Annotated in this window: 13 protein-coding genes; 3 read left to right on the top strand and 10 right to left on the bottom strand. The window is 71.7% G+C overall.

What is annotated here, in order from left to right; genetic code table 11:
* Positions 1-5: 5 nt before the first annotated feature.
* The 3 genes from NS184_RS06420 to NS184_RS06410 form a co-directional block, all read right to left on the bottom strand.
* On the bottom strand, positions 6-599 hold the full coding sequence (locus tag NS184_RS06420; RefSeq protein WP_058725309.1) for a hypothetical protein: 594 nt from the start codon (positions 597-599) through the stop codon (positions 6-8).
* An 11-nt stretch (positions 600-610) separates the two neighbouring features.
* A complete protein-coding gene (locus NS184_RS06415) occupies positions 611-1,750 on the bottom strand; it encodes a zinc-dependent alcohol dehydrogenase (protein WP_058725304.1) in 1,140 nt (379 codons plus the stop codon).
* Positions 1,751-2,074: 324 nt separating this feature from the next.
* Entirely contained in the window at positions 2,075-3,403 is a 1,329-nt protein-coding gene (locus NS184_RS06410) for an NAD(P)/FAD-dependent oxidoreductase (RefSeq protein ID WP_058725303.1), read from the bottom strand.
* A gap of 92 nt (positions 3,404-3,495) precedes the next feature.
* Here NS184_RS06410 and NS184_RS06405 point away from each other — a divergent pair, with 92 nt between their 5' ends.
* A complete protein-coding gene (locus NS184_RS06405; protein WP_058725302.1) occupies positions 3,496-3,996 on the top strand; it encodes a GNAT family N-acetyltransferase in 501 nt (166 codons plus the stop codon).
* A 3-nt stretch (positions 3,997-3,999) separates the two neighbouring features.
* On the opposite strand, the gene NS184_RS06400 is transcribed toward NS184_RS06405, so the two are convergent.
* The 5 genes from NS184_RS06400 to NS184_RS06380 form a co-directional block, all read right to left on the bottom strand.
* Entirely contained in the window at positions 4,000-4,839 is an 840-nt protein-coding gene (locus tag NS184_RS06400) for a formate/nitrite transporter family protein (protein ID WP_058725301.1), read from the bottom strand.
* A gap of 27 nt (positions 4,840-4,866) precedes the next feature.
* Positions 4,867-5,076: a hypothetical protein gene (locus NS184_RS06395; protein ID WP_058725300.1), complete on the bottom strand. Its 210-nt coding sequence runs from the start codon at positions 5,074-5,076 to the stop codon at positions 4,867-4,869.
* A gap of 7 nt (positions 5,077-5,083) precedes the next feature.
* A complete protein-coding gene (locus NS184_RS06390) occupies positions 5,084-7,009 on the bottom strand; it encodes a DEAD/DEAH box helicase (RefSeq protein WP_152998093.1) in 1,926 nt (641 codons plus the stop codon).
* Positions 7,010-7,026: 17 nt separating this feature from the next.
* Positions 7,027-8,277 (bottom strand): DNA polymerase IV, encoded by a 1,251-nt coding sequence (dinB, locus tag NS184_RS06385; protein WP_058725299.1) that lies wholly within the window; start codon positions 8,275-8,277, stop codon positions 7,027-7,029.
* Positions 8,278-8,349: 72 nt separating this feature from the next.
* The gene (locus tag NS184_RS06380) at positions 8,350-9,495 is read right to left on the bottom strand and encodes an acyl-CoA dehydrogenase family protein (protein WP_058725298.1); all 1,146 of its coding nucleotides are present in this window, start codon (positions 9,493-9,495) and stop codon (positions 8,350-8,352) included.
* Between the two features lie 23 nt (positions 9,496-9,518).
* Here NS184_RS06380 and NS184_RS06375 point away from each other — a divergent pair, with 23 nt between their 5' ends.
* A complete protein-coding gene (locus NS184_RS06375; protein ID WP_058725297.1) occupies positions 9,519-10,328 on the top strand; it encodes an SGNH/GDSL hydrolase family protein in 810 nt (269 codons plus the stop codon).
* 34 nt (positions 10,329-10,362) lie between these two features.
* On the opposite strand, the gene NS184_RS06370 is transcribed toward NS184_RS06375, so the two are convergent.
* The gene (locus NS184_RS06370; RefSeq protein WP_058725296.1) at positions 10,363-11,706 is read right to left on the bottom strand and encodes a serine hydrolase domain-containing protein; all 1,344 of its coding nucleotides are present in this window, start codon (positions 11,704-11,706) and stop codon (positions 10,363-10,365) included.
* A 23-nt stretch (positions 11,707-11,729) separates the two neighbouring features.
* Between NS184_RS06370 and NS184_RS06365 the strand changes: the two genes are divergently transcribed.
* Positions 11,730-12,191, top strand: coding sequence for a hypothetical protein (locus tag NS184_RS06365; RefSeq protein WP_058725295.1), 462 nt, complete (start codon positions 11,730-11,732; stop codon positions 12,189-12,191).
* Positions 12,192-12,201: 10 nt separating this feature from the next.
* Here NS184_RS06365 and NS184_RS06360 read toward each other — a convergent pair whose 3' ends face one another.
* Positions 12,202-13,434, bottom strand: a complete 1,233-nt coding sequence (locus NS184_RS06360; RefSeq protein ID WP_193750414.1) for a D-alanyl-D-alanine carboxypeptidase family protein — start codon at positions 13,432-13,434, stop codon at positions 12,202-12,204.
* Positions 13,435-13,447 lie beyond the last annotated feature (13 nt).

Genomic DNA, 13,447 nt, shown 5'->3' with positions numbered 1-13,447 from the left:
GGCCGTCACCGTGAGCGACGCGAGCGGGCGACCCGACGCACCACCAGCACGACGCCGGCGGCCGCGGCCAGCCAGCCCCAGTTGGCGACCAGCGGATCGAGCACCCCGTGCCGCCAGTCCCGTCGCGACGAGCCGAGGCGCGACGCGACCGGGCGCCCGACGAGCTCAGCGCGCACCCCCGTCTCGTGCACGACCCGGTCCGGTCGGCCCCGGAGCGCATCCGTCACGCGGTGCGTCGCCACGTCGATCCGGTCCCCGAGGACGAGCAGCAACCAGTGCGCCAGGCGCCCCTCGCTGAACCTCGCGTAGGCGACCCGCCGGACCGCTCCGGCGACGCCACGCAGGGGCTGCGCCGTCCCGAACACCGGCGTGACGTGCGCGTGCTCGATCGAGCGTTCGCGTCCTTCGGCGCCGAGCTGCTGCGTGGGGACGTCCCAGTGCACGCCCGTCGCGGACCCGGCCGCTCGCGAGAGCTTGGGCACCGACGGGCGATCGGCAGGGTCGAGGTCGCTCCCCCACCCGGGGATCCGGGCGCGGAGCTCGTCGGCGGTCGGGACACGACGGGGCGGGTCCGCGATGTACGGGGTGTGGTCGGTCATGGCGTGCTCCTTCACGGGACGATGACGGGCTTGATGATCCCGTCGAGCTTCGACGAGAACAGGTGGTAGCCCTCGGCGATGTGCTCGAGCGGGATGCGGTGCGTGATGATGTCGCTCGGCTTGAGGTGCCCGGCCCGGATGTGTTCCAGCAGCCTCGGCCACTGCCGCTTCACGGGCGCCTGGTTCGCGTGGATGGTGACGCCCTTGTTCATCGCGTCGCCGAACTTCACCGCACTCGGGATGGGGCCGTACGCACCGATCGCGGAGATCGTGCCACCCTTCCGGACGCCGTCGATCGCCCAGTTCAGCGCGGTCGGCGACCCTCCCTGCAGCTTGAGCTTCGAGGCCGTGACCTGCTGGGTGGCGTTGCCGTCCGCCTCGGCCCCGACGGCGTCGATCACGCTGTCGGCACCGAGGAAGTCCGTCTGCCGCTTCATCTCGAGCACGACGTCGGGGACCTCGGCGAAGTTGATCGTCTCGGCGTGCGCGAACGTCCGCGCCTTCTCCAGGCGGTGTTCGAGCTGGTCGACCACGATCACGCGACCTGCCCCCATGAACCACGACGACTTCGCCGCGAACAGTCCCACCGGCCCCGCACCGAGCACCACGACGGTGTCCCCTTCCCGGATCGATGCCAGCTGCGCCGCGAAGTACCCCGTGCCGAGGGCGTCGGTCAGGAGGAGGGCGTCCTCGTCGTCGAGCCACGGCGGGATGACCTCGGGGCCGACGTCCGCGAACGGGACGCGGACCCGCTCCGCCTGCCCGCCGTCGAAGCCACCGGTGGTGTGGGAGTAGCCGTAGATCCCGCCGACAGCGGTGGCGTTCGCGTTCACGTTGTGGCAGTTGGTGAAGAGCCCGCGGGCGCAGAACCAGCACGACCCGCACGAGATGTGGAACGGCACCATCACCCGGTCACCGACGTTGAGGTGCGCCACCGAGGGACCCACCTGCTCGACGACCCCGATGAACTCGTGCCCGAACGTGTGGCCGACCCGGGTGTCGGGCATCATCCCGTGGTACAGGTGCAGGTCGGAACCGCAGATCGCGGCCCGTTCGACCCGGACGACGGCGTCGTTCTCGTGCTCGATCCGCGGGTCCGGCTTGTCCTCGACGCGGACCCGGTACGGGCCGCGGTACGTCATGGCGCGCATGGACGCTCCTCTCGCTCGGAACATCCACGCTCACCGCTCGGGCGTCCACGCCGTCCCAGGTCCGCGCACCCTGTCCACGCACGCTGTCCGCGCGCGACGCGGCGCACTGCGGCTGAGGTCACGTCACGAACCGCGCGCGTCGCGACGGGCACGTACCACGAACGGACGGGAGGCGCGGTGCCAGCTGGCACCGCGCCTCCCGTCCGTCAGGTGGGAGCGTCGACGACGTGGAGGCCTCGACGAAGTCGCGGCCTGGTGCCGCGTTCAGTCTCCTAGCTCTTCGACGCCTCGACGAAGTTGCGGCCTGATGCCGCGTTCCGTCTCCTAGCTCTTCGACGCCTCGACGAAGTTGCGTCGCGGGTCCGTCTCCTTGATCAGGGAGGTCGCGTCGCGACCGGACACGGCACCCGTGATCCAGCCGATGACGATGCGCGCCTTCCGGTTCAGCGTCGGCATCGCGTACACGTGGTACGCGCGGTGCGCGAGCCAGGCGAACAGGTTCGTCATCTTGACGCCCTTGATGTTCGCCGCGCCCTTGCCGACACCGTAGGAGGCCACGGTGCCGATCGACGGGTGGCGGTACTCCTCGAGCGGCTTGCCGGTGATCGTCGCGACGACGTTGTCCGCCGCGACCACGGCCTGACGGACGGCGTTCTGGGCGTTCGGCGGGTAGTACGCCGGCTGCTTCTCCGCCGTGAGGTCGGGGACCTGCGCCACGTCGCCGAGGCCCCAGACGCCGGGGACGACCTCGTGGGTGTCCTCGGCCTCGACCTGGAGCTTCGCGTTCGCGGCGAGGTGGCCCTTCGGTCCGCGCGGCAGGTCGGTGGCGTCGAGCAGCGGGTTCGGCTTCACGCCGGCGGTCCACACGAGCAGCCCGGCAGCGAACTCGTCGCCGTCGGAGAGCTTGATGACGCCGCCCTCGGCGCTCGGCATGGTCGTCTTCAAGCGGACGTCGATCCCGCGGGCGCGCAGCGATTCGAGGGTCCACTTCGACAGCTCGGGGCCGACCTCGGGTGCCACGCGGTCGAGGGCGTCGATGAGGACCCAACGGGGGTGCTCACCGGCCAGCGACGGGTAGGTCCCGATCGCGGCCTGCGACACGTCGAAGAGCTCGCCGATGGCCTCGACGCCGGTGTACCCACCGCCGACGAAGATGCTCGTGAGGAGGCGACGTCGCTCGTCTTCGTCGCGGGTCGCTGCTGCCTTGGCGATGTTGTCGAGGAGCTTCGCACGGACGTACGCGGCTTCCTCGACGGTCTTGAAGCCGACGCCGTACTCCTCGAGGCCCGGGGTCGGGAACGTGCGCGTCACCGACCCGAGCGCGACGACGAGCTGGTCGTACCCGAGGGTGCGGTCGTCGCCGCCGGCCGTCGAGATCGACACGGTCTTGTCCTTCGACGAGATCCCGGTGACCTTGCCCTGGATGACCCGGGTCCGCTTCAGCGCACGACGCAGCTCGAAGGTGACGTCCTTCGGCGCGATGTGACCGCCGGCGACCTCCGGCAGGAACGGCAGGTACGTGTAGTAGGTGTTCTGGTCGACGAGCGTGATGCGCATCGGGACCGTCGCAGCGTGCTTCTGCAGCTGCTTGACGGTCGTGTAGCCGGCGGAGCCGCCACCGAGGACCAGGACGTGCGGGATCGAATCTGCCATGTGTCCGGTCTACCGGAGTTTCCCTGGTGGCGTCACCAAGCCGCGCCGACCGGGATCGGCGTCGTCGTTCGCCGGATCGGTACCGTGACCGCATGGCTCCCCTCGCGCACGCCCTGACCGTCCGACCGGCGACGCTCGCGGACGCGGAGCAGATCGCCTTCGTGCACGCGACCTCGTGGCGGGAGACCTACTGGCGGCACGTCGACGACCCGGACTCCAGTCCGTGGTTCGCGGTCGAACCCCGTATCGCGATGTGGCGGACGAACCTGACCGAACAGGTGCTCTCGTCGGTGGTCGCCCTCGACGGCGACGAGATCGTCGGGTTCGGCGCCGTGCAGCCGACGCCGACGGCGGACGGCGGGTCACCGGTGCGACCGGAGGAGCTGACGATGCTCTACGTCCTCGCCCGCGCGCACGGCACGGGTGCCGGGCAGGCGTTGCTCGACGCGGTGCTCGGAGACCGGCCGGCCTCGCTGTGGGTGGCCGACGACAACCCGCGGGCGCAGGCGTTCTACCGGCGGAACGGGTTCGTCACGGACGGGGCGACGTCGTCGTTCGGCCCGATCGAACGGTCGCTCCGCATGGTCCGCTGACGATCACTGCTCGCCGCTCCCCCGGCCCGGCTCGTCCGGAGCGCCGCGTCGGCGGTGCTGCAGGAGGTCCGCCGACCGGACGAGGCGGAGGGCGGTGACGAGGACGACGCCCCCGACCACGTTGAACAGGAGGGTGTAGCCGAACCACCCGATCCACTGCCCGTAGCTGATCGACGCCCCGGCCTGGATCGCTCCGAAGACGAGCAGTGAGTCGAGGATCGAGTGGAACAGCTGGAGCCCGGACAGGAGGAACCCGCCGATCACCGCGGCGACGATCTTCGCGGGGTCGGAGTCGGTGCCCTGCTGCATGCGCGTCACGAGCGTGATCGTGCTGCCGCCGAGGACGGCGAGCACCGCGACCTGGAGCCCGAACGGCGTGTCGACGTAGTGCCGTGCGGACTCCTCGAGCTCGTCGTGCCACTGCGGGAACGCCTGGACGACGAGCCACATGAACAGCCACCCGCCGGCGAGGTTGGCCGCGAGGGTCCCGGCCCAGAGGCGCAGCAGTTGGCCGACCGTCCCCTCACGCGCGACCAGCGCCACGATCGGCATGAGGAAGTTCTCTGTGAACAGCTCGCTGTGCGCCAGGTACAGCGCGACGAGTCCCACGCCGAACGCGAGGCCGGCGAGGAGGTGGCTGTCGGTCTCGTGCAGGACGGCGAGGTACGCCATCACGCCGAGGCCGATCTCCAGTCCGCCGGCGAACCCGGTGGCGAGCACGACCCGGGTCGTCCGTCGGAGGCGTTCCGTGCCCTCCTCGACGACGGCCTCGAAGGAGTCGTGGATCTCGTCCTCGACCGGGGCGTCACTCCGGCCGGCTTCGCGGCGCTGATCGTCGGTCACCGCTCGGACGCTAGCCCCGTCGTGCTGTCAAAGTGCGCCGCGACGATCACGGAGGCGCCACCACGCGGTCTCGGCGAGTTCGGGGCCCGTGAACACCCCGTGCGGCGTCCGCCGGGACTCCGTGAGCGAGAACCGCCGCAATCGGTAGCCGCCGCCGAAGCGGTCGATGATCGCCTCGGGCGAGGACTCCGCGTCACGCTTGACGAGCCACGTCCGGTCGTCGACGGGCTCGATCACCGGACGCTCACCGTCGGCCGCCGATCCGGGAGCGCAGCACGTCGATGCGCTTCTGGATCTGCTCGACACTCGCCTGCGCCACCGCCGGGCCGCCGCTGATCCGACGGAGTTCGGCGTGGATCGCGCCGTGCGGCTCGTTCGAGTGGCGTGACCAGATCGACACGAGGCGTGCGAGCTCGGTCCGCTGCTCCTTGAGCGTCAGGTACATCGGTCGGTCGGTCTCCGGCTTGGGCTTCGGCAGTCCGTCCTTCGCCGTCCGACCCTTGGACCGCTTCGCCTGGGAGGCCTGCCGGGCCCGCAGGAGGTCGCGCACCTGGTCGGGTTCGAGCAGCCCGGGGATGCCGATGAAGTCGAGCTCCTCGAGCGAACCGACCTCGCCCCCGGTACCGAACTCGCCCCCGTCGTAGAGCACGCGGTCGAACGAGGCCTGCGAGTCGAGCGCCTCGAACGGCTGCACCTCCAGCAGGCTCTCCGAGGCGCGGTCCTCGCGGTTGGCCTCCGCGACCATCGCGTCCTCGGGGTTGTACATCCCGTCGTCGGCGTCCTTCGGGCGGTCGAGCGCGTGGTCGCGTTCGAGCTCGAGGGAGGCCGCGAGTGCCATCAGCCCGGGCACGCTCGGGAGGAACACCGACGCCGTCTCGCCGCGGCGTCGGGCTCGCACGAAGCGGCCGATCACCTGGGCGAAGAAGAGCGGCGTGCTCGCGCTCGTGGCGTACACGCCGACACAGAGCCGGGGCACGTCCACGCCTTCGGAGACCATGCGGACGGCGACCATCCAGCGCGAGTCGCCCTCGGCGAAGGCGCCGATGCGTTCGGATGCTGCGGCCTCGTCGGACAGCACGACGGTCGGCCGCTCGCCCGTGATCTGCGTGAGCATCCGCGCGTACGCCCTGGCGGTGGTCGTGTCGGTCGCGATCACCAGGCCGCCCGCGTCCGGGACGCCACGCCGGACCTCGGTGAGGCGCTTGTCGGCGGCGCTGAGCACCGCGGGCATCCACTCGCCGTCGGGTGAGAGCGCGGTCCGCCACGCCTGCGCGGTGATGTCCTTCGTCACCTGCTCGCCGAGCGACGCCGACATCTCGTCGCCCATGCGGGTCTTCCAGCGCATCTGCCCGGCGTAGGCCATGAAGAGCACGGGCCGGACGACGCCGTCCTTGAGCGCCCGCCCGTAGCCGTAGTTGTAGTCGGAGATCGACGTCCGGATGCCCTGCTCGTCGGGCGCGTACTGCACGAACGGGATCGGTGCCGTGTCCGAGCGGAACGGGGTGCCCGACAGGGACAGCCGACGCGTGGCCTTGGTGAAGGCCTCCCGGATGCCGTCGCCCCAGGTGAGAGCGTCCCCACCGTGGTGGACCTCGTCGAGGATGACCAGGGTCCTGCCGCCGGCCGTGATCCGCTGGTGCACCTCGGGGTTCATGCCGACCTGGGCGTAGGTGATCGCCACGCCCTGGTAGTGCCGGCCGAACATGCCGTCGCCGTTCTTGAACATCGGGTCGATGCGGATGCCCACGCGGTCCGCGGAGTCCGCCCACTGGCGCTTGAGGTGCTCGGTGGGGGCCACGACGACGATCCGGTCGACCGTCCCGCGGGCGAGCAGCTCGGTGGCGAGCCGGAGCGCGAAGGTCGTCTTGCCGGCGCCGGGGGTGGCCGCGGCGAGGAAGTCGCGCGGTTCCGTCTCGAAGTACTTCGTGAGGGCTTCGACCTGCCAGGCACGGAGCTTGGACGCGGTACCCCACGCTGCGCGGTCCGGGAACGCGGGCGAGAGGTGCTCGGCAGCGGCGTTGCCGGCGGCCTCGGCCTGGGCCGCGGCCTCGTCGTGCGGGCGGGCCGGAGTTCCGTCGTCTCCGCTCGGGACGTGTCCGTCCGGCGTCGCCGACGCGTCGGCCCACAGCGTGGCGGGCTGCTGCTGGTTGTCGTACTCCGCTGCGCTCACTTCACGCGATTCTACCGTCACGCAGGGTCCTGACGAGCGTGCGGGGCACGCTGCTCGGGCGCGTTCCGCACGAGCGACGCCGGCCGCAGCACGCCGGCTCCGAACCGTGCGGCGACCGCGTCGACCGTCGTCTCCGTCTCCCGCCACGGCGCGTCGTCGTCCCACAGCGCGTTGCTCGCGGCCGCCGGGACGAGGTTCTCGCCGCGCACCCCGATGAGCCGGATCCGGTTGCCCGCACGGTGCAGGACGTCGTACAGCTCGACGGCTTCGCGGTGGATCCGCCTGGCGACGTCGGTGGGCTCGGCCAGCGTGCGCGAGCGGGTGAGCGTGGTGAAGTCGGTGTACCGGACCTTGAGCGCGACCGTGCGGGCCTGGACGTCGGCGCGGCGGAGCCGGACGGCCACCTTGTCGGCCAGCCGCAGGAGCTCGCGGGCGACGTCGTCACGGTCGGTCAGGTCGCGACCGAACGTGACCTCGTGCCCGATCGACTTCTCGCCGACGCCGGTCTCGACCGTCCGAGGGTCGCGCCCCCACGAGAGGTCGTGGAGCCGCTGCCCGCCGGCCGGCCCGAGCGCCGCCACGAGCGACGGCAGCGGTGTCGTCGCGAGGTCGCCGACGGTCCGGATGCCCCGCCGTTCGAGGGTCTCCTGCGTCTTGCCGCCGACGCCCCAGAGCGCGGACACGGGCTGCGGGTGGAGGAACGCGACGGTCTCGGCGGCGGGGACGACGAGGAGACCGTCCGGTTTGGCGCGGCTCGACGCGAGCTTCGCCACGAACTTGGTCGACGCGGCACCCACCGAGCAGTGCAGCCCCGTCTGCTCGAACACCGCGCGACGGATGGCCGCGCCGATCTCCCACGGCGTGCCGTAGAGCCGGAGGGCGCCGGCGACGTCGAGGAAGGCCTCGTCGATGCCGAGCCGTTCGACGCGAGGGGTGAAGCGGTCGAAGACGCTCATCACGGCCGCGGACTGCTCGCGGTACTTCTCGAAGTGCGGCTCGACGACGACGGCGTTCGGGCAGCGGCGCTTGGCGACGGCCATCGGCATCGCGGAGTTCACGCCGTAGCGACGAGCCTCGTACGTGGCGGCGGTCACGACGGAGCGGTCGGAGTCATGGCCGACGATGACCGGCAGCCCGACCAGGTCCGGGCGGTCGAGCAGCTCGACGGAGGCGAAGAAGGCGTCCATGTCGACGTGCAGCACGGTGGCGGTGACGTCGTCGACCGGTGCGTCGGAGACGAGCCGGTTGCGTCCGTCCTGCTTGCTCACACGGCGATGTTGCCACCGGCCACCGACATCGCCGGTCCGCCGCGTGTCGGCGGCCCGGTCGGTGCGCCTGTGTCAGCGGATCGGGCCGAGCAGGGCCGTCGCGATCGTCCGGGCGGCCGAGTCCCGCGACGACGGGTGGTACTGGCCGGCGCGCACGTCCCGCGCGAGTCGGGCGAGCTCGCTCCCCGCCCGGTAGGCGGAGCCGCCGACGACACGCAGCGCCTCGTCGACGACGTGCTGCGCCGCGTCGACGGTGCGGGCCTTGGTCCCGACGAGCAACGGGAACCACCGCGCGCCGTGGTCGACGAGGTCGTCGACGTCGCGTGCGAGGGCGTCGACCTGCAGCGCGACCGCGTCCACGGCCCCCTGCGCGTCGGCGAGGGCGCGGCGCACGTCCGGGTCGTCCGACCTGCGCGCGCCGTCGAGCGACGTGCGGTCCCGCACGGCCGTCACCGCCAGTTCGACCGCGCGCTCGGCGATCCCGACGTACACGGACGCCACGAGGAGCTCGAACGCGGCGAACACGCCGAACGTCAGCGGGTCCTGGTTCGGTCCGACCGGCAGCACCCGCACGATCCGCTCGGCAGGCACGTGCACGGCGTCGAGGACGGTCGTGCGGCTCTGCGTCGCCCGCATCCCGAGGGTGTCCCAGTCGTCGTGGTGCGTCACGCCGCCGTCGTCGCGGACGGTGAAGCCGTGCACGAGCACCGGCTCGGGACCGGACGTGTCCTTCCCGAACAGGCTGAGGACGTCCCAGACCGGCGCGAGCGAGGTCGAGACCTTCGTGCCGGTGAACCGGTAGCCGCCGTCGCCGTCCGGCTCCGCCGTCGTCGACGAGTCGAAGAGCACGGCGTCGTTGCCCGGCTCGCTCACCCCGAACGCGAGCAGGTGGTCGGCCGCCGCGTGGTCGGTGACGGCCTGGAGGAACGACCCGCCCCGTGCACGCACGCTGCGGGCCGCCTGCACCCACACCTGGTGCATCCCCAGCCCGAGCGCGGTCGCCGGCGCCGCCTTCGCGAGGGTCCGCTGGACCGCGACCGTCGCGCGGAGCCCGAGGTCCTGGCCGCCGTGCTCGGCGGGCACGCCGAGTCGCAGGTACCCGGCGGCGCGCAGCTCGTCGAGGTCCTCGGTGCAGAACGCGTTCGCGGCGTCGTACCCGGGCGCTCGGGCGGCGATGCGCTCGAGGAGGTCCGCGGGGATCGGGTTGGCCGTGCTCATGCCACGAGACTAGGGTCCGATGCGTGTCAGAACGTCATCCGTGGTCCAGGTACGTCGCGATCGGTGACTCGTTCACCGAGGGGATCGGGGACCCGGACCCCACGGTGCCGGGCGGCAACCGGGGCTGGGCGGACCGGGTGGCCGAGGTCCTCGCGCACCAGGCGGACGCGACCGGCGCCGGCGACTTCGCGTACGCCAACCTCGCGATCCGCGGTCGCCTGCTGCAGCAGATCATCGACGAGCAGGTGGAACCGGCGCTCGACCTCCGACCGGACCTCGTCACGGTGTCGGCCGGCGGCAACGACATCATCCGCCCCGGCACGGACCCGGACGACCTCGCCGCGAAGGTCGACGCGATGATCGCCCGACTCCGGAGCGACGGCGCGACGGTCGTCATGTTCACCGGTCCGGACGTCGGCATGACGCCGGTGCTCGGCATGGTCCGCGGCAAGACCGCCATCTACAACGAGAACCTGCACGCGATCGCCCTGAAGCACGGCGCACTCGTCGCCGACATGTGGGCGCTCCGGGTGCTCCGGGACCCGCGGATGTGGGCACCAGATCGGCTGCACCACTCTCCGACCGGACACGCCACCGTCGCCGCCGCCGTGCTCGACACGCTCGGCGTCGACCACGGGCTCGCGCCGTTCGCCCCGGAGCCGCTCGAGGCCCGACCGTGGCGGGAAGCACGCGTCGAGGACCTCGGGTGGGCGAAGGAGTACCTCGTCCCCTGGGTGGTGCGGCGCATCAAGCACACGTCCTCGGGCGACGGCGTCTCCCCGAAGCGTCCCGAGCTCCAGGACGTCGTGGAGTACCGCTCCGACACGCCGTAGCGCCCGCCCGGTGGCGTCGCGCGGTCGACCGCTGTCAGTCTGCGGGACGCCGGAGCGTCGTCGGACCGTCGTGCAGCGGCTGCGTGACCCACACGAAGGTCGCGTCGCCCGAGTCGATCGCGATGCGGACGTGCGCCGTGTGCGGGGTCTCCACGAACCGCACGGCGACGAGCACCGCTGCGCCGTCCTCGACCAGCGCGGCGCTGCCCGCGAGCGGCCCCTCGACCGCCCACTCCCCCTCGCCGACCGGGACGGACAGGTGGCCGCCCTCGACGTCGAGCTCGAGGCGCCACGCGGCGCCGTCGCGGTGCAGCGGGCCGTGGGCAGCGGCGTCCGGGAGCCGCTCACCCGAGACCGGGGGCAGACCGAGCGAGGCGACCCGTGCCTCCAGGCCGGCGTCCGCGCCAGCGTCCACGGATGCAGCATCGACGGCGGGCAGCAGGTGCTGCCACGCCGCGTCGAGGACCGCCTGCATGTCGGCGCTCTGCCCGGTCAGCGCGAGCACGACGTCCTGCTCCGGCAACACCACGCAGAACTGCCCGTACGCACCGTCGCCGCGGAAGCCGTGCCTGGCCATCCAGAACTGGAACCCGTACCCCTGGCTCCAGTCGGGGTTCTCCTCCTGCGGGTTCTCAACCTGGACGCGGGTGGCCGCGTCGACCCAGTCCTCGTCGAAGATGCGCTGCCCGTCCCACACGCCGTGCTGCAGGTACAGCTGCCCGAGCTTCGCGACGGCCTCGACCGGCGCGTAGCAACCGCTGAAGCCGAGTTCGTTGCCGTGCTCGTCCCGCTTCCACGCGAGGTCGGTGATGCCGAGGGGGTCCAGCAGGCGCGGCCGCAACCAGTCGACGAGCGAAGCGCCGGACACGCGACGGACGATCTCGGCGAGGGTGTACGTGCACGGCTGGTTGTAGGCGAAGACCGAGCCGGGCTCCTCGTCGGGCGGCAGCAGCAGGAAGCCCCGCACGGTGTTCGTCGGGTCGATCGCGCGGGCGCGCTCGAGCGTCTCCTCCCGGTGTCCGCTCGCCATCGCCAGGACGTGACGCACCAGGATGCGTCGACTCCGCTCGTCCGTGACCTCGGCGTCGAGCTCCGGGAAGTACGACAGCACGGTTGCGTCGAGGTCGACCAGGCCCTCGCGGACGGCGATTCCGACACCGGCGGCGGTGAAGCTCTTGCTGAGCGAGTACAGCAGGTGCACGGCCTCGGCGCGGTACGGGTCCCAAGTGCCCTCGGCGGCCACCTGGCCGTGCCGGAGGAGCACGAAGGAGTGCGCCTCGACGTCGGGCGTGGACTCGAGGGCGTCGAGGAACGCGGACACCCCGCGTGCGTCGATGCCGAGGGCGGACGGGGAGCTGCGCGGGAACGTCGTCGTCACGAGGACGACGCTAGCCTCATCGGGTGCGTCTCGTCTCCCCCGTCCTCACCGCCGTCGTCCTGGCCGGGGTGCTCACCGGCTGCAGCGGGCCGGCCCCGGTCGACGAGGCCGCGCTCCACCGGTGGGAGGTGCGCGAGCGGGCGTCCGACGACGCCCTCCTGTTCGCTCGGATCTCCGCCAGGGCCGATGAACGATCCGACGTGAGCAAGCCCTCGGTCTCGATGACCTTCCCCGCACCGACGAAGGTCCGGTCGATCGAGCTCGCGTGCTTCGGTGACGGCAGCATGGAGGGCGCGCTCCAGCTCCGAGGCGGGTCCACCAGCAGGTACATCAGCCTTGAACACGCCGTCTCGTGCGCCGACGGACGGTTCCGCTTCGACCTGTCGGAGTCCGAACGGACCGGCGTCGAGGAGGTCGGTTTCTCCGCGTTCCGCAGCACCCGCGACAGCGCCTGGACGCTGCACGTCCGCAGCGATCAGGACTGACCGCGACCGCCTAGGTGCCGCGGAACGGGTTCGTCCAGCGCCACCAGACGCCGGGGTCGGTGATCGATCGGTCGAGTTCGAGCGGCACGGTCACCGCTGCGTGGTCCGAGATCGTGAACCGCACCCGGCCGACCCGCTCCCCGCGGTCGCCGACCGTCACCGGGTCGAGGTGCGTCTTCGCCGTGACCGTGGTCTTCCCCCACACCAGCACCTCGGACGCCTTCGCCGCGACCGCGTCCGCCCCGTCCTGCCACGGCGTGCTGTAGGTGCCGAAGGTCTGCCCCTCGTGTGTCAGCGTCACGACCTGGAAGTTGTCCGCCACCGACCGCAGCAGCCGCTGCACGTCGTCGTCGAGCGAATCGTGGTCGACCCCGCCGAGCATCGCCCCGACCACCGTCACCGAGCGGCCGCCCCGTTCGTAGGTCGCTGCGAACAGCAGGCAGGCTCCCGCTTCGTCGAGCGTGCCCGTCTTGATCCCCTCGACGCCGTCCAGCCCGAGCAGCTTGTTCGAGTTCTCGATCTCGCCGGCGCCGGGCACCGTGACCTGCTTCGTCCCGACGATCTCCTTCACCACGGGGTTCGCGAGCGCGAGCTGCCCGAGGTCGACGAGGTCCGTCGCGGTCGAGCGGTTCCGAGGGTCGAGGCCGGTCGGCTCGTGGATCACCGTGTCGTCGAGCCCGTGCTCGTCGAGCCACGTACCCGCCGCCTTCTCGTACGCATCCATCGACCCGAACGCCCAGAGCGCGAGTGACCCCGCGTAGTTGTTCGCCGACTTCATGAGCATGACCTGGAACGTCTGGTACTCGGACAACCTCAGGCCGTCGGGCATCGGCGCGACCTCACCGTTCTTCGCGAGGTACTCGGCGTAGAGCCCCTGCATCTGCTTGGTGAAGCGGATCGTCGGACCGCGCTCCCCCTTCGCCAGGGGCTTCTCCTCGAGCACGACGAGGGCCGTCACCACCTTCGTGATGCTCGCGATCGACCGCTGCTTCCGGTCACCGCTCGTGCGCAGGCTCTCCGGGAAGTCCGTCGCCTCGACCGCGGTGGCACCGTAGCCCGGGAACGTGAGGTCCGGCACCGTGGACCTCGGTGCCGAGTAGGTCGTCGTCGCAGCGCTCGCCGGGGCGAACGGCACGACTGCGGCCGCCACGAGGTAGCCGACGGCGAGGAGGAGCACCGCGATCACGCCGATCGCCACGGGCCGCCGGACGGCGGATCGGGGGCGGCGGACGACTCGTGGCACAGCCAAGGAGCCT

This window comes from Curtobacterium luteum, assembly GCF_001475545.1.
Lineage (GTDB): Bacteria > Actinomycetota > Actinomycetes > Actinomycetales > Microbacteriaceae > Curtobacterium > Curtobacterium luteum_A.
The sequence above is the reverse complement of the archived record's forward strand: the minus strand, read 5'-3'. Positions and strand labels throughout refer to the sequence as shown.